Below are 25,024 nucleotides of genomic sequence, written 5' to 3' on the forward strand. Positions count from 1 at the left end.
ATTGGCTCGGGATCCAAAGGAGTATAACAGAACAGAAGAGACGATCAAGGCTGAAGAAAAGAAGTTACGCAGTATCACTTCGGCATTAGGTGAAGGAGTTTTCGAGGTTAATGCGCATGGGCAACTTACCTTCATGAATCCCGAAGCAGAGCATCTCCTGGGCTGGACCGAGGCAGAGCTATTCGGTAAAGACATACATGGAATAATCCATTGCCTAAAGCCAGATGGCACTCGGCTTCCTCCTGAAAGATGTCCTATACTTAAAGTTATTAAAGAGGGAACACCTGTCCGCATAGAAGACGATGTCTTTATCCGCAAAGATGGAAGTGCGCTTCCTGTGGCTTATATAGCAACCCCGATTATAGAGGACGGAAAGGTTACTGCGTCAGTTGTAGCTTTCCAAGACATCACCGAACGAAAGCAAGCGGAAGAAAAAATTCTTCGTCTGAATCGGCTCTATTCAGTGTTAAGCAAAATCAATCAAGCTATTGTTCGTACTCGCGATCCGCAGGAGCTTTACAAGCAGGCTTGTCGAATTGCCGTTGAGTATGGATTATTTAAAATGGCATGGGTCGGAATTGTAGACCCGAACACCCTTTTTGTAAAACCTGTTGCCTGGTACGGATATGATGGGGAATATCTTGATAAAATCAAGATATCCATACGCGCTGACATCCCTGAAGGGCGTGGGCCAACGGGAAGCGCTCTTCGGGAAGGAAGGTATTTTATAAACAACGATACCGAGCATAACCCTGCCATGTTGCCCTGGCGCGATGAGATGTTAAAACGTGGCTATAAATCATCTGCTTCCTTTCCGTTGATAGTCAGAGGGCGTGTTGTGGGAGCTATATCTTTATATGCCGGTGAGGTTAACTTCTTTACTGAAGAAGAGGTGCGTTTGCTTGAATCACTTGCAAATGACTTATCCTTTGCAATTGAAGCTGCTGAACAGGCAAAGCAGCGTAGGCAGGCGATTGAGGAACTGAGGAGGAGCGAAGCCAGGCTTGCTGAGGCTCAACGTGTCGCCCATATGGGGAGCTGGGAATGGGATATACGAACGAACAAGTTGACCTGGTCTGATGAGATTTACCGCATTTTTGGCTTGACGCCTGAGGAATTTGGTGCAACATACGATGACTTTCTTAAATTGGTTCATCCAGAAGACCGGGAATTTGTTAAGAAGGCGGTTAATGAAGCTCTTTTCGAGCACAAGCCGTATAGTATTGATCACCGTGTTATTCTGCCTGATGGTACCGAGCGCGTGGTTCATGAACAGGCTGAAGTCGTCCTTGATGAGGCCGGCAAGCCTCTTCGGATGATTGGAACGGTTCAGGATATAACTGAGCGCAAGAGGATAGAGGAGGAGCTTGAACAAAGCCGCGAGCAGGTAAAGAGGGTTTATGCCGATGCTATGGCAGCTGTTACCGGCGATCTTTTTATATTATGTACTTATGAAGATATCGGGAGGAATCGCCGTGGCACGCCGGTATATAGCCAGTTTGTGGCCAGGGCAGAAGAGATTGGCCTTGTTCGCAACTTCCTCGGTTCGATTCTAAAGAATCGAAGAATAAAGCCCGAGCGTATTTTTGAGATACAAGTTTCTGTAGAGGAGGCGCTGGTAAATAGCATTAAACATGCCGGCGGCGGTAGGGTAGAAATACGTGCCAACAATGTTTTACAAGTCGAGATAGCCGATTCCGGCCCTGGCATTGATTTCTCGGTGCTGCCGCGCTCAGTCCTCTTGCTGGGGTTCTCTACCAAAGGCACCCTTGGATTTGGTTTTAATATTATGCTTGAGTTTGCCGACCACCTCTACCTAGCTACTGGCCCGGCAGGCACAATCATCATTCTCGAATATAATTTACGCCCGGTTGAGTTAGGTGTAAAAGGCTATTATCCTTACAGGAGACAAAGGTAGTTAATGAACCGTAGTTAATGAACCGAACAGGAAAAACAGGGGTCGTATGCACGGATTAGCTCCTCACAGCGCATGGTTATTGTATCTACATCCATGTGGCTAATCGTTGGGAGGAGAAGGTTTAAATCTTTTTCAATATTGAAAGCGTTGTGTGCTGTTGGTGTTACAATGTCTGCCTTCTCTATTACACCGTCCTTTGAAACGCGGTAGGAATGATAAAGTAGACCGCGCGGTGCCTCAGTTATTGCCCCGGCTTCTCCCGCCTTTATTATATAAGACGGTTTTTCTTCCCTCAGGTGAAGTTTATCGATTAAGCTCGTGCAATCATCGATACAGTCTACTATCTCAATTGCCTGGGCAAGATTGTTTAAATATGGGTTATGATTAGGAACCTTGAAACCAACTTCCTCTGAAATTGCTTTTGCATCACTTGAGAGAAGGTTAAAATTCTGGTTTATCCTTGCTAGAGCGCCGACCATAAAAGAGTCTTTCCCTTCTAGGCTTGAATATTTGGCGTTAGTATATGGGAGCTGGCGTTCAGCAAAATGCTTTCGATATTCGTCCTCCGAGACAGCAAGGCCGGATGTTGAAGCAAGGAGTCCCTCGTTTACAGGGTAGGCATCTACACCTTTTAAGGAGACATAGATGTTTTCGCTATAGAATTCAGGGATCGGGAGATTGGCTATAAACCTTACAGTTTCCAGGGCGTCATCTTTTATTTTCTTTAGGCTATCTGCCGCTTCTATAAGTTGCTTTTGCGGTGGGATGCGGGTAAAGCCGCCAAAAATCGCAGTCATAGTGTGAAGTGCCCGACCACCGATTACGGCAGTCAAGTTGTTAGCCGCTGTCTTCATTCTAAGAAAACGTTTGAATATGTCAGGATACTCAGATACAACCGGCAGAATGCTCTCATAGTTCATGTAGTCAGGGACGGCAAGCATGTAAAGATGGATTATATGGCTTGCCATTACCTGGCTGCGCGATAAAATACGGCGCAAGGTTTTTGTCTGCTCGCTTACTATAACGCCGGTAGCCTTCTCCAGAGCTCTTAATGCGGTTGTCATGTGCGATACAGGGCATATGCCGCAGATTCTTGAGACAAGGTCGTGCACCTCATAGTACATCCTGCCGACAAGGAAGCCTTCGAAGAATCTTGCCGGCTCCCAGATATTAAATTTAAGCTCTTTTACTTCTCTATCCGAGACAAGCGCGTATATACCGGCCTCTCCTTCGGTTCGTGCCAGGTAATCTATTTTTATCTGTTTTTCAAGCGGCTTTCCGGCGGTAATATGGTGCTTTTCTGCCATAGTAAGCTCTAGCTCCTTCACTAAATTCATTGCTCAACCCTGAGTATTCTGTAAAGCGCATCTCGATATCTTTTGGACTAAATCCTTTTCCTTTAAAAGTGCGAACCATCTCTGGGATATTGGGGTTGCTCATCGGCCCCCGGCATCCAAAGCAAGCCCTCATGTTGGATGTGCAGACGGCGCGACAGCCAGCCCTTGTTACGGGCCCTAAACACATGCTCTCCTGCACTCCTTCACGCATGAGAAGTATACAAATGTTATTTCTAAGCTTGCACTCAACACAGACAGGGTGCTCTCTAATATAAGGTTTTTTGCCTGCGGCAATAGACCTTATCAATTCCATGAACTCAACCTCGTCGATTGGGCACCCCCGTAGATAGTGGTCGACCTTAACAAACTCATCAACGGGGCTCACTTTTATAGAGCTTATTAGAAGAGGGTCAGGGTAGACTCGTGCTTCAACCGCCAATTCCCTTTGCCAATCCTTGATAGACGGGACGCCTCCGTGAGCTGCACAGGCTCCAAAGGCAACCAATATCTTAGCTTGCTTGCGGATTCTCTTTAACTGTTCGATATGCTCTGGTGTGCTAATGCCGCCTTCAATAAGGGCAAGGTCATAAGGCTCATCTAACTCTTTTCGCCTGGCCATTTTAAAATAGACAAAGTCCAGAAGCTCAAGGGTTTCTGGAAGTTGGTCAAAGAAGTAAAGCAGGGCAAACTGGCATCCTGCGCAGCACGTGAACTTGAAAACTGCCGTTTTAACTCTGTTGTTGGTATTGATTCCTGCCACTGGCTATACCTCCGAATTTTACAGAATCGCTGTTAAAAGGTTATGCGGCAGTGTCTTTGCATCGCCGTAAGAAAAGACCGGTCCATCAGTACACACATACTTGGGCCCGATCATGCAACGGCCACATTTTGCCATACCGCACTCCATTCGCCTTTCCATCGAAACAAAAATGTTCCCTTCAGCAAATCCTCTTATCAGTAGTGAACGGACGATAAAGCGCATCATGATCTCTGGGCCGCAGATCAAGGCGAGAGCATTTGCCGGATCAATTTTCGAAAAATTAAGCAGATTAGTTACAACACCCTGTTCGTATGGCCATTCAACACCTTTGGGCACTTCGTCAACAGTTAAAAAGAGCCTTATATTTGAAGCCGAGCGCCAGCTATCATAGTCTCTCGTAAAGATAAGATTTTCCGGTTTGCGGGAGCCGTACATAATTTCGACTTCTCCAAAGCCGTCTCTTTGTTCTATTATCATATCGATCAGGCCCCTGAAAGGAGCAAGGCCGATACCGCCGGCAATAATCAAAAGGTCTTTATCCTTTGCTAAATTTACCGGCCAGCCTCGGCCGTAAGGACCTCGCACTCCTACAATATCCCCTATGTTTAACCGATTGATCTGCCTTGTAAGGCTGCCTGCGGTACGAATTGTATGCTTAAAAGTCCCTTTTTGCAGAGGTGAAGAAGCTATAGAGAAAGGTCCCTCTCCAAAACCAGGCAAGGAAATCATGTTAAACTGTCCCGGGATAAATACAAAACTGCGCTCTTGTTTGGCAAATTCAAAAGTATATGTTTTTGTTTCGGCAGTCTCCTGCAGGATGTCAGTAATCATTGCCGGGTGAGTGACATAAGGATTATTTGCTTGGCCTTGTTCTTCATTAGCTTCTGCTCTCATGCTGCCTCACCTCTAGATATTTCTGCAGTCCCGTATTTATCAAGCGGCTCCATCAAATCCGCAATGATCTCGACGGGGTCGGCAAGTGAAGTTAAACGCCCCCGTCTTTCAGGCCAAGAAGGGCACCAGCGAACACAGCGGCCACAACCGACACAACCTGTCAGACCGTACTGCTGTTTCATCCAGGACAGTTTATGTATTGTTCTATGTTTGAAACGGTCAATTCGGAGACGTCTAAAGTTAGCCCCAAAGCCGACTTCTGCAAACTCCAGCAGCTGGCAAGAGTCCCATTCTGAACGGCGAACGCCGGTACTCCGGCTTGGCATTATCTCATCTCTTATGTCAAAGCAGTAGCATGTTGGGCAAACTATAGTACAGTTACCACACGAGAAGCAAACATCTGAATTTGGTACCCATGCTGGATGATCAAAACGCTCTCTAAAAAACTGGTGTAAATCGTCAGGGGCAACTGGTAGTTTTTTCTTTGCGTTAGTGCGCGCGCTATCAAGCCTTGCCATTTTCTCGTTTAAATCTGCTTGCGTTGCTTTGATAAGGTTTAACCCAACAATGACGTTTTCACCTTCTAAACTTCCAATTTCGAGAAGGTAGCCGTCGGAAAGCTCTGTTAATAACAGGTCATAATTTGAGTGAAGCTCAGGCCCTGTGTTCCAAGATGTACAAAAACTCTCACTAGCAACTTCGGTGCAATTAGCGGCAATGATAAGCGTATTTTCGCGCCTTTTCCAGTAGTATGGATCGACAAACTTGCCACCGAAGACTTGATCTAGTGCAAGCAATGCATTTACATCGCAGGGGCTGATGCCAAAGATGGCAAGTTTTTCATCAAGGCGCGGCTCTTCTATTTGAAAGCCGTCGCCAAGCTTAAAAGAAAAAAGGTCCTGCCATACAGGTTGCAAGATATATTTTGCCGGGAGCATGGTGACAGCACAACCTAAGTAAAGCTTGCTCTCTGGTTCAATTATTTCAAAAGCATGCTCCCCGTCTTTAGCAACTGGACCATACGTGCGATACTTTTGCGATACCGCCTCAATAAGAATACTCAGGTTTTTTAACTTAAATGCCTCAAATTTTGACTTCATAACCGGTTGATTAATTATAATTTTAAGCCGCTCCTGTTACGGAAGACCAGATATCAGGTAAGCCACGCAAAACTTCTTGGATGAGTTCATCATGGCTCTTTACCGCAAGCTCGTACAATCTAGCATTTTCTATTGCAATTGCTGTGTGTCTAGCGATTGCTTTTAGTAATTCTTTTTCTTCATCTAGGAAGACGCGTGGTTCGCCTGTATATATCCTGAGCACCCCGATTGCTTTGCTCTTAATAAACATCGGAGCTGCCATAACTGAGACAATTCCTTCGCGCTTCGCTTCCTCAGGATATTCCCAGCGGGGATCGGCGGCTACATCAGTAATTGTCACTACCTCTCCTCGTAGTGCTTGTTGATCTATTGGACTTTTTCTAACCTCAACAGGCCCTTTTCTAACATAGGCATCGCTTAGCCCGTAGGCTGCCGCAAGCTTTAGCATCCCAGTCTTCTCGTCAAGAAGCCTGATTGAGCTTGCCTTTACGCCTATCAGTTGCGCCGTGTTTTTAACAGCAAGATTCATTACTTCTGAAAGATTCAAAGTACGGTTTATTTCTTCCGCGGCTTTGTTAAGAACTACAAGGTCGGCGCAACGCCTTCTGGTTCTTTCATAAATACGTGCGTTTTCGATAGCAATAGCGCCGAGGCTGGCCAAAGCTGTCATAAATTCGATTTCAGCATCTGAAAATGTATGGGGCTGAGAAAAATAAAGCCGAATGGTACCCAAAACTGTGTCATGTATGGGAAGACTCAATGTTAGAACCGAGCCTATTTTTTCTTGTTTAGATTCTTCCGAGTATTGCCACCTGGGGTCTTTTGTTACATCAGATACGGTTACTACCTTTCCTTGTAGGGCTTCCTGGTCTACTGGGCTTTTTATCACCTCAATCGGATCTTTTTTTAAATAGGCATCGCTTAGGCCATAAGCAGCTGCACGTTTTAGGACTTTTCCTGTTTCATCAAGTAGGCGAATTGAGCTTGCCTTTGCGCCGGTGGCTTCCGTCGCGTCTTTGACAATAATTTGCAAAATAGCCGGCAGGTTTTGAGCCGAAGCTAATGATTTGCTTATCTCAAGCAGTGCTAAACAACGTTGATTTTCCAGAACCATCTTTTACCTCTATACAATAAGGAATCACGCTTCTACTTAATTACCCCTATTGAAATAGCGGTAACCAATTTAGTTCCATAGAAACTCGAGTTTAATAGCAGTACTGTTCGGTCTAGTAGCGAGGTAGAGGTGGTCGGCAAACTCAAGTATATGTCAAAATCCAGACGGGTTCATCCTATGTGCTGTTTGTTCTGCAGAGTTAAGTTATGGAAATAACTTAACTATGAACGGGTCTTTGAGCAGTTTGGTATATATCTTTATAGCTTGTTTTATAATCTCTTTGCTTGCGCTGGTTGGCTTCTTTTCACTATTGTTGGCAAGGGAATCGTTAAACAAGATTATTACAAATCTTGTAAGTTTTGCCGCAGGGGCTCTTATTGGAGGAGCATTTTTTCATCTTTTACCTGAAAGCATCGTGCAGGGTGGACCTACATTTCCCATGGTCGTGACCGGTATTGCTATCTTTTTCGCGATCGAGACTTTCCTCTATGCAGCATATCATCGACATACCGGGCACATGACCCATCGCCATGATAGTAGACATCATATTAGGCCGGTTGGAATATTAAGCCTAATAGGCGATGGCGTGCACAACATAATCGATGGCATTATTGTTGCTTCAAGCTTCCTCGTTAGCATAGACCTTGGAATAGTCACAGCGCTTGCTGCCGCACTGCATGAGATTCCTCAAGAAATTGGAGATTTCGCGATTCTTATATATTCGGGATATAGCAGAACAAAAGCCTTGATTCTCAACTATATTGCCGCTCTCACAATCTTTGTAGGAGCAATAGGTTTTTATATTTTTTCTGAGCTGGTTACAGGCTTGGTTAAGTACACGATCCCTTTTGCAGCAGGGGGATTTATCTATATAGCAATGGTGGATTTGCTGGGGGAAATAAGAGAAATGGGCACTCTCAGTCAAAAGGTTTTACAATTTTTGATATTTGTTTCAGGTATTGTCCTACTGTGGGCAGCCAAAGCGTTAGAAGTTTAAAGATTGGCACTTTGCTGAGGGCTGGCTAGAAGGAAACACAAAATTAAGAGCCCTAGAGTTGGCGCCAAATGCAATAAAGATATACCAAATGTAATAAAGATATTTAAAGGTCTCTTTAAAATGAGAAAAAACTAATCCTCTGAAGGCTCAAATCTATCCTCAAATTTTTCCATAAGCTGTGGCATTGTTGTATACTCCATCTCTTCTAGACCGAGCCTGTGCGGCTCGAATGGTCCCATTAGCCTTATAAATTCAGTGATTTCGTTGCATTTTCTGCGAGCCTCATCATATGCTGGGTCATCGAATAAATCTCTTGGCCCTATAAACTCCCCATCTGCTAGCTGAAAACCGTAGGCTACAACCCTTGGAGGCCCATCAAACCGGGTGGGGCGGGCTTTGTTGAACGAGCAAGGCATAAGAGGGCCGTGGTGTGATCCTCTCATCCAGCCGGCAACAAGGTAAGGTGTGGCAAACGGCTCTAGTATTTCTCCTACCGCCGGCAAACCGCTCTGCGCACGCACTATCATTACAGGGTCATCTTTGCCCACGTATCTGCCGGCAATTAAACTAAGGCGTTGCGTTGATGTTGACGCGCATATCATATTATCGATATTTCTAAAAACATGCTTAATGACAAACCTGCTGGGTGCCCCAATAAACATAAGAGTTGCATAGTAGTCGTTAGGGCAGGAGAGTAAAAGCTTTCTCTTTTTAATCAAGTCATGGACTTCAAACGTAAAGCCATCTGTCATTTTAGGGTCGATAACAAGGCCGGCTGTATTAAACGGGTCGGCAAACATTTTAAAAAGAGGGTAGTTCCAGGCTCCCGGCTCTGTTTTATCTGCAAGAAAGCAGATTATCGGCTCACTAGGCCTCTCCTCAATTTCCATTTCTGCAACACCAGGCCCCAGCCCCCTAACAGTTCCAGTGAACGCTTCAGATAAAAGGTCCTGGCCTGCGCCATACTGTTTATATTTCTTGGCCACCTCAGTCATGGCCTCAAAAGTATCCCAGGCAAATTTATGTATGGGTTCTGCATCCACACCCTTGTTGTGGGTCATAATAAGCGAGGTGTCGTCTCCTACTTTACCGACATGATAATCGATAAGAAGGCCATCTGCTTTGGCCAGGGCAAGTCTTTCCCTGGCTATTTCAGTTAGAGCAGGATGGACATCGCCGTGGCCGACGTATCCACCGACATCTGCCTTAATAATGCTAATCGTAATTTTCCCGGCCATAAATCCTCCCAAAATTTCTGCTAACAAACTATCACTGTAATTTTGCTTATTAAAATAAATACATTAAACTTTTACCCTTCTTTTAATAGAATAAATATACGATGGAGATAACCTGAGCGATGACTAAGAGAGCATCTGGTGCACGTTAGGAACTGCTTAAAATTAATGTGGTAACTGGATTTTCAATTTGGCTACGGAAGAATTGGCTGTTAGCTATTGGCTGTTGCTATACGTTATATTTACGGCGATAGTTGGTCAGCTATATTGGAGGCAAGTTAGGAGAAGGCCTAAACCGTGGCAAATCCGAACCATGGCAAATTCTCCTGAGCGATTTGGGTAGAAGATATCATAGAAACCTGGAGGATACCATGGAAAAACAGAAAAAACGCCAGGAGCCAAAACAAACCCAGGAGCCACGCGAGGGTGAGCATGAAGGGCTTGGCAAGCCGGAAAAACGCTCCAAACGCTCCAGGCTGTCGGAGTATATCGTTTCCATAGTTGTAAACTTAATCTTGCTCTTTGTCTTTAACAATCTGCTTAAATGGCATGTGCCGTTTTTAACGAGAGATTTTGTCGTTCCTCTAACAATTTTAAACATCTCGATAACTGCCACTATAGCGGCCAATCTTGTTTTTATATTTTATGACCCCGCCTGGTTTTTAGCCGGTATTCGAGCAATCCTAAATATTATTGGAGCTATCTTTGTATACATCCTATATACCACTTTCCCCTTTGATTTTTCTTCTCTAGCTAGCGAAGGGCTGGTCACCATACTTGTAAGGGTTGTGTTGATCCTCGGTCTGGTGGGTACGGTGGTTGGCACTGTGGTTGAACTAACTAAGTTTATCAGAGCAATTGCAAAAATCTAAGAGATTTTATAAATCTACCTTTGTAAAGCGAGCGATATGAAAAATCTTGTGGTATAATCTAGTATTATAGTAGGAATTGGTAATATAAGTATTACTAATAGTTTTAATAAGGCTTAACTTAAGACTGTTTGGTCTGGAGGTCTGCATATGGATAGCAACGCAAGGTTAGTAAGCGTGAGTAGCTGATGTGATACAGTAGGTGCCGGGGAGCACCAGCCAGTTACCCAGTCGCTTAGCAACGAAGACAAATCTGGTGCAAACACTGAAAACTGCATGATTTGTGGTTCTTCGCTTGAATACCTGGAACAAGCCTGCCAAGTAATCTGCACTTATTGCGGCCGGATGGACTCGGGCTATATCATCTGCCCTCAAAAACATTATGTATGCAACGATTGTCATAACAAAGGGTCCATCGAGGCCATCGAGCGCGTTACTGTAACTACTAAATCAAAGGACCCTCAGGAAATAGCCGAAATCATGATGGGCCACCCCGGGCTTCCTATGCTTGGCTGCCAGCATGCATATATTGCTGCCGGAGCCCTTCTTGCAGCCATAAGAAACGAAGGGTCGTATAAAATTGCAGACAGCGATATAAAGGAGGCTTTTGGCCGTCTTGATAAGCAGGCTATAGGGGGTTTTTGCGGGCTTACGGGCATATGCAGTGTCGCACCCGCGATAGGGGTGGTATTTTCAATTCTGCTTGGCTCAAAATGCGGTATGGCTGAGGAGCAGCATGTCACGATGGATGCAGCCGCCAGAGCATCGCAAATTATCGCAGATTTGACGGGTCCGAGTTGCTGTAAGGCATATGTGAGAGCTTGTTTATCGATGGCAGTCGGGCTACTTAAAGATAAATTCGGCCTGGCTCTTTCAGCTACAAATCCGACCAAACCGTGTACATACGTTGATAAGCATCCGCATGGCTGTAGGCTTGAGAAATGCCCCTATTTTGGCAACGTTGTCAGGTGGTATGCTTAGCGACCTCTTGAATGTAGAAACTCGTGGATAAATTTGAGATAATCAGCGCAAAACACAAGGTGATTTTGTGCCCGGTATCTACATTCACATACCGTTTTGCAAGCAAAAATGTAAATACTGCGATTTTAATTCCTTTGCGGGGTTAGAGGCTCTTTATGGCCTTCATGTGAGGGCCGTAATGCTTGAGATCGCTTCAAAGGCTCTCGAGCTTGATGATCTAAATACCGAAAGCATCTATATCGGTGGGGGTACGCCCACACTTTTAGACCCGCTGCACGTGGATGCGCTGTTAACTGAGGTATACAGAAGGTTTACAGTTTCCGACGATGCGGAGGTTACAATTGAGGCAAATCCAGAGACTATAGGCAAGGTTAAGCTGGCGCAGCTTAAACAAGCGGGTGTAAACCGCTTAAGTATAGGCTTCCAGTCCCTTGACGATGGGCTTCTTAAGCTTCTTGGAAGAAAGCATTCCGCAGCGCAGGCTGTTAGGGCGTTTAATAACGCCAGAGAGGCGGGCTTTGAAAACATAAACATTGATCTGATTTTTGGTATACCTGGCCAATCCCTGGCAAATTGGGCGATAACACTGGAGCAGGTTGTAGCTCTGGAGCCTGATCATTTATCCTGTTACGGGCTTATGGTCGAGCCTCAAACAGCGCTTGAACGAGAGATAGCGTCGGGTAAGCTTTCCAAACCGGATGAAGACCTGCAGGCTGATATGTTTACATATACAATTGAGTCTTTAAGCGAATCCGGCTATGAGCATTATGAAATCTCAAACTATGCTAAGCCTGGCCATCGCTCGCGCCACAACCTGGTCTATTGGAATAACGGCGACTACATTGGCTTTGGTGCGGGTGCACATTCAAAGATTGGCAATAAAAGGTTTCGCAATGTTTCCGGTCCGAAGGAATATATAAACAGCGTAATAGCAGGTACAAATAATGCCTTCGAGGTTGTGGACCTTACAAAAGACGATATGATAAGCGAAACTATCTTTTTGGGTTTGAGGAAGATAGAGGGGCTTGACCTTAGCTCTTTTGAAGCCCGATTCGGCTGCTCTTTGCAGGATATTTATGGTGATCAAATTGCTGAGTTGATCAAGGATGGGCTGCTAGAGCGAAATAACGGTTCACTCAGATTAACGCACAAGGGGATTTTGCTCGGAAACGAGGTATTTTCGAGATTTGTATAATCGGTCAATGTGTGAATCGGTAAATCGGTGAATAGCCCAAAGATGCATTTTTTCAATTTACCCGTTTACCCTTTCACCGTTTTACTATCTTACAGTTGACATTTACTGCGGTTTTGTATAGTATATTCTGGTTGCAATATTAGCGTTTTATGCGATTGACTTGCTTTTATGTAGTATGGAGGAGAGATGAAAACCTATTCAGCCAAGCCAAGGGATATCAATAGAGAATGGTATGTAGTCGATGCGGCTGGCGTACCATTAGGCCGCCTGGCAACACGTGTTGCGGCCATTCTCAGGGGAAAACATAAACCAATGTATACCCCAAGCATGGATACCGGTGATCACGTTATTGTGATTAATGCAGAAAAGGTTGTAGTAACCGGTAAAAAAGCTCAAGCTAAGAAATACTATCGTCATTCCGGTTATCCTGGAGGTCTTAAGGTTATCACGTTTGAGAAAATGATGGCAAAACATCCGGAGAGGGTTATTGAGCTGGCAATCAAAGGAATGTTGCCGCATAACAGTTTGGGCAGAGCTATGTTCAGAAAATTAAAAGTTTATGCCGGGCCGGAGCATCCGCATTCCGCCCAGCATCCAAAAACACTAGATCTTAGGGCGGAAGGAGAGTAAACGGTGGCAAGCACAGTAATTTACTACGGAACAGGCCGTAGAAAAGATGCCGTGGCTCGGGTCCGCTTAATGCCTGGGAAGGGCGAGTTTAATATCGATGGCAAGAGTCTTGAGGCATATTTTGGGCGCAAGACACTGCAGACCTTAATTCAACAGCCCTTTGCTGTAACTGGCACGAACGGCAGGTTTGATGTTGTTGCGTCGATTAAAGGCGGCGGGATAAGCGGTCAGGCAGGAGCTTTACGGCATGGCATTGCAAGGGCCTTACTTGAGGCCGATGAAGGTTTCCGTGCGGAATTAAAAAAGGCCGGCCTGCTAACGCGTGACCCAAGAATGAAGGAGCGCCGCAAGTACGGCCTGAAGAAAGCTCGCAAGCGCCCGCAGTTCTCTAAGAGGTAATATCTGCAGTATTAGGGAGGTTAAAGAGTTTTTCTTTAACCTCTTTTTTTGTTTGTAGCTGCCAGCCATCAGCTGCCAGCAGTCAGCTTAAAACATAAAAATATAGCTGGTGGCTGGCAGCTGATGGCTAAGAGCGATTGAAAGCTTGTAAAGCTTTGATATTAGAATGGCTGTTATGTATCCACAAGTAAGGATCGATCTTAACAAAATAGCACACAATACCAAAGTACTTGTTTCTGTTTGCGATAACTTAAATATAGAAGTTGTCGGGGTAGTTAAGGCGTGCCCCGGTAGCATCGAGGTTGCAAGGGCGATGATGAAAGGCGGAGTCTCGATTATCGGGGACTCCAGGCTTGAAAACCTTGAGCGATTAAGCACCCTTAACGCTCCGCTCATGATGCTTAGACAGCCAATGTCTTGGGAGGTCCCGCAGGCAGTTGAGATTACAGATTTCTGCTTAGTCTCTGAACTTAAAACCATAGAGGAGATCTCAGAGGCAGCGGGAGCCCTTGGTAAAAATTATAGGCTGATAATAATGGTTGAAACTGGGGATCTGCGTGAGGGAGTGCTTCCTGAAGATCTCTTTGATTTCGCAAAAGCGGCGATGGGGTTTCCTTGGATAAAACTAGAGGGGATCGGCTCCAATGTCGCCTGTTTGCAGGGCGTTCCTCCAACTCCTGCTATGCTCGACCTTCTTGTTAAACTGGCAAGTGACTTAAGGCAGCGTCTAAAAATCGAACTTCCGGTTATTTCTGGAGGTAACTCAAGCGCGTGGAAATTGCTTGAAGCGGGCTCTATCCCGCAGGGCGTAAATCAATTCAGGCTGGGAGAAGCCATTCTTCTTGGTCAAGAAACTATAAATCTCGACCCTATTCCAGGCACCTACCAAGATGCGTTCATCTTAGAGGCTGAGATAATCGAGGTAAAAGATAAGCCTAAATCAAGGTTTATTACATCCACAAGTAAGCGGGCTATTCTTGCCCTCGGAGTCCAGGATATTTGCAGGGGCGAGCTAAAGCCTCTAGATAATAAAGTGCAGGTACTGCGAAGAAGCAGTGACCATCTAGTAGTCGATGTGACCGATTCTAACATTGTTTATAAAGTTGGCGATTTTATGTCTTTTATCCCCAGCTATGAGGCTATGGTTGCTGCTATGACATCTCCTTTTGTTAAGAAGAAATTCTTTGAGAAGCCAGAGGCTGCAAACCAGGAGCCATAAGGAAACCGTTAGCAAAACATGATAGTATTTGTATCGATTGTGTTTGTATCCTCTACTGCCGGCAAATCTTAACAGGATTAAGAAATTTTTGTTATTTAAAAAGCATTAATGATATACTAAAAAGGCCCTGGAAGACCCTCTATCCTCTCTAGGGATTGCTCAGTAAAATCATAAATACCAGCTTATCAACAATTTATGAATGTTTCAGTGTCTTAAATAGCAGGCCTGGGAGAACGGGGAAGGTTTAAATCTTTCGGTTCTAGTTCCCTAGCTTTGACTCTAAATGGAGGTTGGATTTGGCGAGGCTTTTTGGAACTGATGGCGTTCGGGGAATTGCAAATCAAGAGCTTACCGCAGAAATGGCGTTTAAGCTTGGCCAGGCGGGTGCGTTTGTCTTAAGCCGTGGCAAAGGTGGAACTTTTGTCATAGGGAAAGATACCAGGATATCAGGAGACATGCTTGAAGCAGCTATTGCTGCGGGCATATGTTCCGTCGGCTCCCATGTTGTAAAGGTTGGGGTGCTCCCGACACCTGCCATTGCTTATCTTACAAAGGCCCTCGGGGCCGATGGCGGGGTTGTCATATCTGCTTCTCATAACCCAGCCGAGTATAATGGGATCAAGTTCTTCGGTCCTGACGGATTTAAGCTTGCAGACAGCACTGAAGATGAAATAGAAGCCGCTATAGACATGGATAAGGATATGCCGATCGGTCCAAGTGTAGGTACTGTTAGGGAAAACAGGAGAGCCTCTGATATCTATATAGAACATGTCATTAACACGATTTCGGGCGGTCTCGAGGGTTTTAAGGTTGCAATCGATTGCGGTCACGGCGCATCGTACAATATATCGCCAGCTGTATTTCGCCAACTCGGCGCAAAGGTTATGGCAGTAAATACAAAGCCAAACGGCATTAATATAAATCATGGTTGCGGCTCGACCCATGTAGATTTCATCCAAGAGATAGTAACCTCGCACGATGTTGACATCGGCTTTGCCCATGACGGGGATGCCGACAGAGTGATTGCAGTGGATGAAAATGGCGAGGTCGTAGATGGCGACTATATTATGGCTATCTGTGCCGCCCATATGAAAGAGCGCGGGCTATTGCCCAAGAACACGCTTGTCTCAACCGTTATGGCCAATCTTGGCTTTGATATTGCGATGAAGAAGCACGGAATCAATGTTATCAAGACAAAAGTCGGTGACCGTTATGTGCTTGAAGAGATGTTGAAACAGGGTGTGTCTGTTGGCGGTGAGCAATCCGGACACATTATTTTTCTTAACCACAACACAACGGGCGATGGTCTTATTACCGCTTTGCAGTTGGCTTCTGTTATGGTGGAGACCGGCAAGCCGCTGTCTGAGCTGAAGAAAATCATGGAAAAAATGCCACAGGTTTTGGTTAATGTTAAGGTTAAAAGAACCGATGGGTGGGAAGATATACCGTCAATTAAAGATAGCATTGCGAAGGCCGAGGCTGAACTCTCGGACAGGGGAAGGATATTGGTAAGAGCCTCAGGAACAGAGCCCTTGATAAGAGTGATGGTTGAGGCCGACACCGAAACCTCTGCCGAGTTTATAGCAAACAGCGTTGCCGGTGTGGTTAGACAGGAGCTCGGATATTAATGGTTTATGATTCATCATTCATGGTTCATTGCTGAGGGTCTAAGGAGATTGTCATTGCGAGGAGCAAAGCGACGTGGCAATCTCGAATGTAGTGCAGGGCTTTAGCCCTGCCTAGTATCTAAAACAGCAATGCTCCGTTACATAATAGAAATGTGATATAATAGAAAGAGTGCAAGTCTAAAGGAAAAGGGCTAATTTAATAGGGGATAATATTTTTAGCGCCAGAACTGCCTATTTTACCAGCCATTATAGAAAGGGCAGTTGACGAGGGAGAGGTTAATCGAGGTGTTTGAAAAGCCGTTTCCCGGCTTTTCAAGCGTTCGGCGGATGCCTCTCGGCAAGCCACAGCCGTTATGGTACCTACAAAACCGGAGGGCGACCTCCGGGACAAAGTGGTATCAAGGTGGCATAAAGTAAAGCATGCTTAGAGGCTGCATGCTTACGATTTCCTTTTAATCCCCTTATTAACCCTGGTTGGCTATGCGTTCCTATCTGACTATGAATTGCATATTTTGCGCTTGAAACGTTATTTGTTCAATTATTTGACACCACTGAAGGGAGAGCGTATGTGTGGAATTGTCGGGTATATTGGCTATAAGGATACTGTGCCCATATTAGTTAATGGACTTAAGCGGTTAGAGTACAGAGGATACGATTCGGCCGGAATAGCGGTTTTAAATGGAGAGATAAGTGTAGTAAGACGGCTTGGTAAACTAAAAGAGTTAGAAGATGCCCTTTTAGAGAAGAGGCCGAGCGGCATGATAGGCATTGGACATACGCGTTGGGCCACCCATGGCAAACCATCGGAGGAAAATGCGCACCCTCATATGGATTGCAATGGTGATTTTGCCATAGTACATAACGGCATCATTGAAAACTACTCCTCACTTAAGGAAGAACTCAAGGCGAAGGGCCATGCGTTTGGCTCTGAAACTGATACCGAGACGATAGCTCACCTTATTGAAGATAATTACAACGGTGACCTTCTTGAAGCGGTCAAATCAACTGTTAAAAGACTTAGGGGTTCCTTTGCGATGGCTGTTATTAGCAAGCATGAGTCGAATAGAATCGTCGCTGCGCGAAAAGATAGCCCACTGGTTATCGGAATTGGCGATGGCGAGAACTTCATCGCATCTGATATCCCGGCAATTCTTGGTCACACAAGAGAAGTCATCTTTCTTGAAAACGATGAGATGGCTGATATAACTTGCGATAGCGTAAGAATACTTACCTTTGATGACATGGCCGTTGAGCGTGAGGTATTTACTGTGCACTGGGACGATGAAGCCGCAGAGAAATGTGGCTACGAAGATTTCATGCTAAAGGAAATCTTCGAGCAGCCCATGGCGGTCAAAGAGACTTTAAGAGGCCGGTTCCAGGATGGAAAGGTGGTTCTTGAGCAGAGCTCTCATCTGACAGATGAGGTTGTAAAGGGTATAAACAAGATATTCATAGTAGCTTGCGGTACGTCCTACCACGCCGGACTTGTCGGTAAAAACGTAATCGAGAACTGGGTTAGAATTCCGGTTGAGGTAGATATTGCATCCGAGTTTAGGTACCGCAACCCAATAATTGATGATAATACGCTGGTTGTTTGCATATCACAATCTGGTGAGACAGCAGATACCCTTGCGAGCCTGCGTGAGGCAAAGGCAAGGGGTGCAAAGGTAATTGCTATTAGCAACGTCGTTGGAAGCACGATCACAAGAGAGGCTGACGGCACGGTCTATACGCATGCAGGCCCTGAGATCGGTGTAGCCGCCACAAAGACCTTGGTCTCTCAGATGGCCGCTATTTATGCCCTTGCACTGTATCTCGCACAGGTACGCTCTACTCTATCGCAATCCGAGATTGAAAGCATAATCGCCGAGTTGAATGGGCTACCTGGCAAGATAGAAATCCTTCTAAAAGATATAAACGGCTTAAAGTCGTGCGCCATGGAGTTCTCTGACTGCAAGAGCTTTTTGTTTCTGGGAAGGGGTATTGGCGTTCCTGTTGCCTTAGAGGGGGCACTTAAGCTAAAGGAGATATCCTATATCCACGCCGAAGGCTATGCGGCAGGCGAGATGAAGCATGGTCCCATTGCTCTTCTTGAGAAAAACGTGCCTGTTGTCGCAATTGCGACCGAAGGACATACCTATGAAAAAGTAATAAGCAACATCCAAGAGGTAAAGGCGCGCGACTCGCAAACCATCGCCATCGCAACTGAGGGAGATATCGAGATAAAGAACCACGCTGACTATGTCTTTTACGTGCCAAAAACCTCCGAGCTTCTATCGGCGATACCTGCAGTTATTCCACTGCAGCTTCTTGCCTACTATATCGCAAAAATCAGGGGATGTAATGTGGACCAGCCAAGGAATCTGGCGAAGAGTGTGACGGTGGAGTAAAAAAGAATCTGCGGAATTCGCAACGTCCCTTGCAGTTTATAGGTACCCAAGGACTAAAAATGGCAGTAAAGCTACAAAGATAAGCATGGGGACAAGGCTTGCTCTATTAAAATAGGTAGATGCCTGAATACTTGTTGGCGCTTTTACGAGTGCGATCGAAGGAATCCCCATTGCCCAAATGGCAATTGCAGATCCAACTAATCTTGCTGTTGGCACTATCGGAAGGGTTAGCACTACGATAACTATCGCCCAGGACCCTATGAGGATGGCAGCTGCCGAGGTACGGTTTCCGAAAGTGGTGGCAACTGTTCTTAAGCCCACCACTTTATCCGACTCAACATCGGCCAGGTCATTTGCTAGATTGCGTCCGAATATCTCCCAGAAAGCCAAAAACAAGAAAAAAGGTACTACGGCTAGCGTAAGCGGAGCTACCGCCACCCAACCTGCAAGTCCACCCATCGCCACCATAATTCCTGTAACGATTGTCTTAGTCCAAGATACTGTTCGCATTAAACAGTAAACGGTTTCAAGAATTACACATCCGGCAAACAGCAATAAACATAACGGATTTAACAGGTAGGCAAAAAAACCGCTGACCGCCGTCAAAAGTGAGACCCATGTAACTGCTGCGGCCAGAGAAATTTCTCCGCGAGCAAGAGGGTGTTTAAAAACAGTGACCCCAATATCATGTTTATCCCGTTTGGCCTTCCCAATTTCGATAGATTTGCGATCCGTCTTACGATCCAAGATATCGTTTAGTGAGAACACAGCAAAGTAGCCAGCGGTTGCTGCTATTAGACCCAGGAGAAGTACACGAGAACTCGGCATAGCCCGAAGCGAGATTATCGCTCCAAGAAGCGGCTGAAATAGCGAGAGAGGCGAATGTATGCCTCTTGCAAGGTCATAGAATCTTACAAAATAATCGGCTTTAAGCGCTCTGCCTGATGCTGGAACCATCCAAACCTCCATCCTGTTGATGACGCGTAGGCTCCAGTACCTATACCCGAGGATAATGGGCAAGAAACGGCAGGTTAAATTGCCACCCAATGTTCAAAAACCGTGATGTAATAAATTACAAGTCAACGAAAAACGCCTCGCTCTTTCTCAGTTGCGAGGCGTTTATGTTTTCTATTCGGTTTGTCCTCGGCGCAAAAGGCCAAGTTATACTGAATTACTTCAGGTACGGTACGATCAATAGTGCGACAATGTTGATAACCTTGATCATCGGGTTGATAGCCGGACCGGCTGTATCCTTGTAAGGGTCGCCAACTGTGTCGCCAGTGACTGCTGCCTGGTGTGCAAAGCTCTTCTTGCCACCATGGTTGCCGTCCTCGATGTACTTCTTGGCATTGTCCCATGCACCGCCACCGGTAGTCATCGAGATAGCGACGAACAGACCGGTTACGATACTACCAACGAGAGCTCCACCAAGCATCTTTGCAGCTATATTTGCCTCAATAGAGGCAAGTGCAGCACCTATAATAAGGATAACTAGTGGGGTAAGAACTGGAATAAGAGCCGGAACGATCATTTGCTTTATAGCAGCTGCCGCGACGATCTCAACAGCTCGACCGTATTCGGGTTTGCCGGTTCCTTCCATAATCCCTTTGATTTCGCGGAATTGGCGCCTTACCTCCTCAACGACAGCGCCTGCTGCTTTACCTACCGCGCCCATACTGAATGATGCAAAGAGGTAAGGTAGAAGACCGCCTATAAATAAACCAATGATCACGTATGTATTTGAAAGCTCAAATCTTAAGTTCTCTAAACCAATTTTCTTAAGCTCTTCGGTGTAAGCTGAGAACAGAACGATAGCGGCAAGACCTGCCGAACCAATGGCATAACCCTTAGTAACAGCCTTGGTTGTGTTACCAACAGCGTCGAGTGCATCGGTAACATCTCTTACGCTGCCCTCTAGGCCAGCCATCTCAGCAATACCGCCTGCGTTGTCAGTAACTGGGCCAAAAGCATCGATAGCAACGATGATACCGGTCATGCTCAGCATTGCAAGAGCGGCAATACCTATACCATAAACGCCTGCAAGGCTGAATGAAGTTAAGATACCGGCTGCAATAACGATAACCGGAAGCGCAGTTGATTGCATACCGACAGCGAGACCCTGGATAACGTTTGTGCCGTGCCCGGTCTCAGATGCCTTTGCGATAAGCCTTACCGGCGCATATTTTGAAGATGTGTAGTAGTCGGTGATGATAACCATTGCCGCAGTTACAACGATACCGACCAGCGCAGAACCAAAGAGTTCAGCGGTTGAGTATTTGCCGTTATCGGCCATGAACCAATTTGTAGCGAAGTAGAAAGCAACCGTTGCCAAACCTGCTGACCATATAAGTCCTTTATACAGTGCACCCATGATGTTGTTTTTCTTACCAAGTCTTACACCAAAGGTACCAAGGATTGAGGCGAATATTGAAACACCTGCCAGCAGTAGTGGATATACGGTTGCAGCCGCAAAGTTCGGGAAGTAAAGGTGTCCTAGTAGCATCGCAGCTATAGCGGTTACAACATAAGTCTCAAACAGGTCGGCTGCCATACCGGCGTCGTCACCAACGTTATCACCAACGTTATCAGCGATAACTGCCGGATTCCTCGGATCGTCTTCCGGAATTCCCGCCTCGACTTTACCCACAAGGTCAGCACCTACGTCAGCTGCTTTTGTAAAGATACCGCCACCAATACGGGCAAAGACTGAGATGAGGCTTCCACCAAAACCAAGACCGATCAAAGCATTTGCGTCTTTTGTGGCCATCCAGAAGACGGTCACAACTAGAATTCCAAGTCCTACTACTAAGATGCCAGTAACGGCACCCCCTTTGAAGGCCAAATCAAGGGCCTTTTTAAGACCGCCTCTTGCAGCTTCGGCTGTTCTAACGTTAGCGCGAACGGCTACGCTCATTCCAATGATGCCGGCTGCCGCTGAAGCAACGGCGCCAACCAAGAAGCCGACAGCGGTTGTCCAATTAAGGGCAACACCAAGAACTACGAATAAAATAATTGCTACAAAAGCGACAGTCGTATACTGCCTTTTTAAATAGGCGACAGCGCCTTCTTGGATCGCTCTTGCGATCTGCTGCATTTTCTGGTTGCCCTGAGGATGCTTTAGGGTTACGGCGATTAGGTATAAACCAAAAATAATAGCCGCAACGCCTGCAATCAAGGCAATTAAAATAGCGTTGTTCTCCATACTCCACTCCTTTTCTTCTGATTTTGTGCCACATACCGAGGAAGCCGTCTCTGAATGAGGTTACTTTAATATAGCAAAATTGCAGTAGCTAAAGCAAGCATTTTGTGAATTTACCAGCATTCCTCATGGATACATAATAACACTTCAGAGGGGCTATGCCTACATTTGACGGCAAGAAATTGTCACAAAAGTTACGATGAGTTATTGGCGGATGTTTGCCAAAGGCATAATGCCGGCTTTTGAAGGATGCGTAAGTCCTCCGCTAAGTATTGGCAAGATAGGTATTGATGGTAGGTATTGATATATCATTTGATATAATTATTATTCCCTGGCAGTGCTAGAAGGCAAGGGAATCTTTGTTTAGAGGAAGGGGCTTTAGCAAAAACTAGGCAAAAACAACGTAGTGAAAAGCAATCTGCAAAATGAGAGTATACCCTATGGGGGTATACTGTGTTAAAATTCATGTTAACTGTTGAACGATTCCGCGTTCTGCTGTAAAGGAGGTGCGCCAAATGGCACACAAATTTAGCGGTGATTATTCAAGACTGGACAACCCAAAGAGGCAAGAAATTTTTCCGATTGATACAATAATCAATGCGATTGAAGAGGTACCCGAAGGTATAGCAATTGCAGACCTTGGCTGCGGGACGGGCTATTTAAGCATACCGCTAGCCAAGCATATTGCCGGAAACGGAACCGTCTATGCCGTCGATATCAATTCTGAGATGCTCTCAATTCTAAAAGAGCGCGCCGATGGTCTTGATAATCTTGAGTTAGTAAAATCAGAAGAAAATAACATACCGATCCCAAGCAGCACTATTGACGTATCGTTTATGCTTACTGTTTTCCACGAACTGGAGGACCCGGTAAAATTCTTATTAGAGATTCGCCGTATATCAAAGCCTCTACATTCTATTGTGGTTGTTGAGTGGAATGATGTGCAGGGGGAGATGGGGCCACCTATGCACGAGCGCGTACCCGCAAAGGATATAATAAATTTTTTCAAAGATCGGAGTTACGCGTTGAAAAAGCGGTTCGCTCCGAGCCGTTATGCAGATGGATTTGTTTTCACCGTGCCCACATGCAAGCCACTTGATAGAGCGTGGGTATAAGCAAGCCGTTACATAACTTTACATAACTTTACATAACTTTACTCCAGGGCTATTGCTTCTGGGAGCTAGGGTAAGGTAAAAGAAGCAAAAAAGAGGCGATAGGATTATTTCAAGTAATTTTAAGCAGTTTTCTGGCAGCCAGGGCTATCTGCCAGATGCTGATCTGGAGGTTAGTATGTCACTAAAAGTTCTAATAGTAGGTGGAGTTGCAGGTGGGGCAAGTGCCGCCGCCAGACTTAGGCGATTAGATGAGAGCGCGCAGATTGTTCTTTTCGAAAAGGATGAACATATATCGTTTGCTAATTGCGGTCTTCCCTATTATATAGGAGACGTTATAAAAAAGCGGGACAACCTGCTTGTCCAAACTCCTGAGGGAATGCGCGAGCGCTTTAATGTAGATGTTAGAGTTCGAAGTGAAGTAAAGCGAATACTGCGCGAGACGCACGAGGTTGAAGTCTATGACCATGCTACCGGTGGGACTTATCTTGAACCGTACGATAAGCTTATCCTGTCACCCGGGGCGACCCCATTTAAGCCAGGCATTCCCGGTCTGGACAGTCCAAACGTCTTTACACTTCGAAATATCCCGGACATGGATGCAATCAAGGACTTCATCGACCAATCCAATCCAGAAACGGCGGTTGTAGTCGGGGCGGGATTTATTGGGTTAGAAGTCGCTGAAAACCTATACCAGCGGGGTATAAATGTGTTTCTAGTCGAGCTTGCCGATCGTGTTTTGCCGATGCTTGATTTTGAGATGTCGGCGATAGTGCACAAACATCTTCTAGATAAAGGCCTATATGTTATCGTAAACAACGGTGTCCGAGCGCTTTACCACAATAGCGGGCAGACATTAGTCGAATTGAGCGATGGTCAAACACTGTCTGCTGACATGGTTGTCCTAGGTCTCGGTGTTCGTCCCGAGGTGACGCTTGCTAAAGGGGCAGGCTTAGAATTGGGGGTGACCGGCGGAATTGCAGTCGATGAGTACCTGAGAACCTCAGATCCGGATATATATGCAATTGGCGATGCAATTGAGGTAAAAGACTTTGTTAGCGGAAATCCAGCTCTTATCCCTCTTGCCGGACCTGCCAACAAACAGGGCAGGATTGTTGCAAACAATATTTGCGGTAGGGAAGACAAATACACCTCAACCCAGGGCACTGCCATACTAAAAGTTTTTGATGTGGCCGCTGCGGCAACAGGTTTAAGCGAAAATGCACTTCAAAGATACGGCATGCCGTATAAAAAGTCGATAATCCACGAAAGCTCACATGCCTATTATTATCCAGGCGCTAGTTCGTTGTCAGTTAAAACGCTTTTTGAACCAGGGAGCGGGAAGATCCTTGGCGCCCAGGTTGTCGGAGGCGGGGGTGTTGACAAGACCATTGACGCATTCTCGATTGCAATGAGGGCAGGCATGACAGTTTTTGACCTTGAAAAACTCGAGCTCTCATATGCGCCGCCTTTTTCAAACGCAAAGACTCCAGTAAATATCGCTGGGTATGTATCCGCAAACATACTGCGCGGTGATTGCGATGTGTTCTATTGGGACGATATCGAGAAAATTGATTTTAACAAAAGCATTTTGCTGGATGTACGCACTCCATTTGAATTCAAAAGGGTCGGAACTATTGAAGGGGCCATCAACATTCCGGTTGATAAATTGAGGCATCAAATTAGCGAGCTCCCTAAGGATAAGGATATATATGTGTTTTGTCAGGTAGGGCTTAGAGCATATGTTGCCTGCAGGATGCTTATGCAATATGGATATAAAGTCAAAAACTTAAGTGGCGGTTATTCGACATATAGGGTTGCTAGTAGTATAGGAAGTAAGAAGTAAAAAAAGTAAGAAGAAAAAGGGTTTAGAAACCAGGATTATAAAAAACGTAGTACAACCCTACTGCCCTCGTTACTTGCTTTCACTGGCTGACTGCTGACCGCTGCCTGCTGACAGCTTATAACTGAAAGCTGACAGCTGTTTTATTTTGTTTCTGATAATGATGTAGTAAAATACACTCAAGTAATGCCGACAAAAGGGGCA

The 25,024-nt window shown here is 45.6% G+C and carries 20 protein-coding genes; 12 read left to right on the forward strand and 8 right to left on the reverse strand.

The window, feature by feature from the left end; all coding sequences use genetic code 11:
* Position 1: 1 nt before the first annotated feature.
* A complete protein-coding gene (locus K6T91_01295) occupies positions 2-1,918 on the forward strand; it encodes a PAS domain S-box protein (GenBank protein ID MCL6471439.1) in 1,917 nt (638 codons plus the stop codon).
* Positions 1,919-1,932: 14 nt separating this feature from the next.
* On the opposite strand, the gene K6T91_01300 is transcribed toward K6T91_01295, so the two are convergent.
* The 5 genes from K6T91_01300 to K6T91_01320 are packed head-to-tail and all read right to left on the reverse strand — an operon-like array spanning position 1,933 to position 7,123.
* The gene (locus K6T91_01300) at positions 1,933-3,225 is read right to left on the reverse strand and encodes a Ni/Fe hydrogenase subunit alpha (protein MCL6471440.1); all 1,293 of its coding nucleotides are present in this window, start codon (positions 3,223-3,225) and stop codon (positions 1,933-1,935) included.
* Positions 3,185-4,015: an oxidoreductase gene (locus tag K6T91_01305; protein MCL6471441.1), complete on the reverse strand. Its 831-nt coding sequence runs from the start codon at positions 4,013-4,015 to the stop codon at positions 3,185-3,187. Before K6T91_01305 ends, K6T91_01300 begins: the two co-directional genes overlap by 41 nt.
* 18 nt (positions 4,016-4,033) lie before the next feature.
* Positions 4,034-4,909 (reverse strand): FAD/NAD(P)-binding protein, encoded by an 876-nt coding sequence (locus K6T91_01310; protein ID MCL6471442.1) that lies wholly within the window; start codon positions 4,907-4,909, stop codon positions 4,034-4,036.
* A complete protein-coding gene (locus tag K6T91_01315) occupies positions 4,906-6,009 on the reverse strand; it encodes a 4Fe-4S dicluster domain-containing protein (GenBank protein MCL6471443.1) in 1,104 nt (367 codons plus the stop codon). Before K6T91_01315 ends, K6T91_01310 begins: the two co-directional genes overlap by 4 nt.
* A 22-nt stretch (positions 6,010-6,031) precedes the next feature.
* Positions 6,032-7,123, reverse strand: coding sequence for a GAF domain-containing protein (locus K6T91_01320; GenBank protein ID MCL6471444.1), 1,092 nt, complete (start codon positions 7,121-7,123; stop codon positions 6,032-6,034).
* A 235-nt stretch (positions 7,124-7,358) separates the two neighbouring features.
* Here K6T91_01320 and K6T91_01325 point away from each other — a divergent pair, with 235 nt between their 5' ends.
* Positions 7,359-8,120, forward strand: coding sequence for a ZIP family metal transporter (locus K6T91_01325; GenBank protein MCL6471445.1), 762 nt, complete (start codon positions 7,359-7,361; stop codon positions 8,118-8,120).
* Positions 8,121-8,251: 131 nt separating this feature from the next.
* Here K6T91_01325 and K6T91_01330 read toward each other — a convergent pair whose 3' ends face one another.
* Complete coding sequence (locus K6T91_01330) at positions 8,252-9,358, reverse strand: fructose-1,6-bisphosphatase (GenBank protein ID MCL6471446.1); 1,107 nt, start codon at positions 9,356-9,358, stop codon at positions 8,252-8,254.
* A 368-nt stretch (positions 9,359-9,726) separates the two neighbouring features.
* Here K6T91_01330 and K6T91_01335 point away from each other — a divergent pair, with 368 nt between their 5' ends.
* The 8 genes from K6T91_01335 to glmS all read left to right on the forward strand — a co-directional run bounded on the left by K6T91_01335 (position 9,727) and on the right by glmS (position 18,666).
* Positions 9,727-10,227 (forward strand): hypothetical protein, encoded by a 501-nt coding sequence (locus K6T91_01335; GenBank protein MCL6471447.1) that lies wholly within the window; start codon positions 9,727-9,729, stop codon positions 10,225-10,227.
* Positions 10,228-10,569: 342 nt separating this feature from the next.
* Positions 10,570-11,205, forward strand: coding sequence for a hypothetical protein (locus K6T91_01340; GenBank protein MCL6471448.1), 636 nt, complete (start codon positions 10,570-10,572; stop codon positions 11,203-11,205).
* 67 nt (positions 11,206-11,272) lie between these two features.
* A complete protein-coding gene (gene hemW / locus K6T91_01345) occupies positions 11,273-12,400 on the forward strand; it encodes a radical SAM family heme chaperone HemW (GenBank protein MCL6471449.1) in 1,128 nt (375 codons plus the stop codon).
* A 186-nt stretch (positions 12,401-12,586) separates the two neighbouring features.
* The gene (gene rplM, locus K6T91_01350) at positions 12,587-13,030 is read left to right on the forward strand and encodes a 50S ribosomal protein L13 (protein ID MCL6471450.1); all 444 of its coding nucleotides are present in this window, start codon (positions 12,587-12,589) and stop codon (positions 13,028-13,030) included.
* A 3-nt stretch (positions 13,031-13,033) separates the two neighbouring features.
* Entirely contained in the window at positions 13,034-13,429 is a 396-nt protein-coding gene (rpsI, locus tag K6T91_01355) for a 30S ribosomal protein S9 (GenBank protein MCL6471451.1), read from the forward strand.
* Between the two features lie 175 nt (positions 13,430-13,604).
* Positions 13,605-14,648 carry an alanine/ornithine racemase family PLP-dependent enzyme gene (locus K6T91_01360; protein ID MCL6471452.1) on the forward strand — a complete coding sequence of 348 codons (1,044 nt, stop codon included), beginning with the start codon at positions 13,605-13,607 and terminating at the stop codon, positions 14,646-14,648.
* A gap of 296 nt (positions 14,649-14,944) precedes the next feature.
* Entirely contained in the window at positions 14,945-16,276 is a 1,332-nt protein-coding gene (gene glmM / locus K6T91_01365; GenBank protein MCL6471453.1) for a phosphoglucosamine mutase, read from the forward strand.
* A 566-nt stretch (positions 16,277-16,842) separates the two neighbouring features.
* Entirely contained in the window at positions 16,843-18,666 is a 1,824-nt protein-coding gene (gene glmS / locus K6T91_01370) for a glutamine--fructose-6-phosphate transaminase (isomerizing) (GenBank protein MCL6471454.1), read from the forward strand.
* Between the two features lie 36 nt (positions 18,667-18,702).
* Here glmS and K6T91_01375 read toward each other — a convergent pair whose 3' ends face one another.
* Both K6T91_01375 and K6T91_01380 read right to left on the reverse strand, forming a co-directional pair.
* Positions 18,703-19,623 carry a UbiA prenyltransferase family protein gene (locus tag K6T91_01375; GenBank protein ID MCL6471455.1) on the reverse strand — a complete coding sequence of 307 codons (921 nt, stop codon included), beginning with the start codon at positions 19,621-19,623 and terminating at the stop codon, positions 18,703-18,705.
* A gap of 214 nt (positions 19,624-19,837) precedes the next feature.
* On the reverse strand, positions 19,838-21,868 hold the full coding sequence (locus K6T91_01380; GenBank protein MCL6471456.1) for a sodium-translocating pyrophosphatase: 2,031 nt from the start codon (positions 21,866-21,868) through the stop codon (positions 19,838-19,840).
* A 512-nt stretch (positions 21,869-22,380) separates the two neighbouring features.
* Between K6T91_01380 and K6T91_01385 the strand changes: the two genes are divergently transcribed.
* Positions 22,381-22,980: a class I SAM-dependent methyltransferase gene (locus K6T91_01385; GenBank protein ID MCL6471457.1), complete on the forward strand. Its 600-nt coding sequence runs from the start codon at positions 22,381-22,383 to the stop codon at positions 22,978-22,980.
* A gap of 175 nt (positions 22,981-23,155) precedes the next feature.
* Positions 23,156-24,823, forward strand: coding sequence for an FAD-dependent oxidoreductase (locus K6T91_01390; GenBank protein ID MCL6471458.1), 1,668 nt, complete (start codon positions 23,156-23,158; stop codon positions 24,821-24,823).
* Positions 24,824-25,024 lie beyond the last annotated feature (201 nt).

It is taken from the genome of Bacillota bacterium (genome assembly GCA_023511485.1).
Classification (GTDB): domain Bacteria; phylum Actinomycetota; class Aquicultoria; order Aquicultorales; family Aquicultoraceae; genus CADDYS01.

Bases quoted from the DNA above. Each gene is read 5' to 3' on its own strand.
- K6T91_01300 (MCL6471440.1), bottom strand. From the start codon at position 3,225: ATGGCAGAAAAGCACCATATTACCGCCGGAAAGCCGCTTGAAAAACAG.
- K6T91_01310 (MCL6471442.1), bottom strand. From the start codon at position 4,909: ATGAGAGCAGAAGCTAATGAAGAACAAGGCCAAGCAAATAATCCTTAT.
- K6T91_01315 (MCL6471443.1), bottom strand. From the start codon at position 6,009: ATGAAGTCAAAATTTGAGGCATTTAAGTTAAAAAACCTGAGTATTCTT.
- K6T91_01320 (MCL6471444.1), bottom strand. From the start codon at position 7,123: ATGGTTCTGGAAAATCAACGTTGTTTAGCACTGCTTGAGATAAGCAAA.
- K6T91_01330 (MCL6471446.1), bottom strand. From the start codon at position 9,358: ATGGCCGGGAAAATTACGATTAGCATTATTAAGGCAGATGTCGGTGGA.
- K6T91_01335 (MCL6471447.1), top strand. From the start codon at position 9,727: ATGGAAAAACAGAAAAAACGCCAGGAGCCAAAACAAACCCAGGAGCCA.
- K6T91_01340 (MCL6471448.1), top strand. From the start codon at position 10,570: ATGGACTCGGGCTATATCATCTGCCCTCAAAAACATTATGTATGCAAC.
- rplM (MCL6471450.1), top strand. From the start codon at position 12,587: ATGAAAACCTATTCAGCCAAGCCAAGGGATATCAATAGAGAATGGTAT.
- K6T91_01360 (MCL6471452.1), top strand. From the start codon at position 13,605: ATGTATCCACAAGTAAGGATCGATCTTAACAAAATAGCACACAATACC.
- glmS (MCL6471454.1), top strand. From the start codon at position 16,843: ATGTGTGGAATTGTCGGGTATATTGGCTATAAGGATACTGTGCCCATA.
- K6T91_01375 (MCL6471455.1), bottom strand. From the start codon at position 19,623: ATGGTTCCAGCATCAGGCAGAGCGCTTAAAGCCGATTATTTTGTAAGA.
- K6T91_01380 (MCL6471456.1), bottom strand. From the start codon at position 21,868: ATGGAGAACAACGCTATTTTAATTGCCTTGATTGCAGGCGTTGCGGCT.
- K6T91_01385 (MCL6471457.1), top strand. From the start codon at position 22,381: ATGGCACACAAATTTAGCGGTGATTATTCAAGACTGGACAACCCAAAG.
- K6T91_01390 (MCL6471458.1), top strand. From the start codon at position 23,156: ATGTCACTAAAAGTTCTAATAGTAGGTGGAGTTGCAGGTGGGGCAAGT.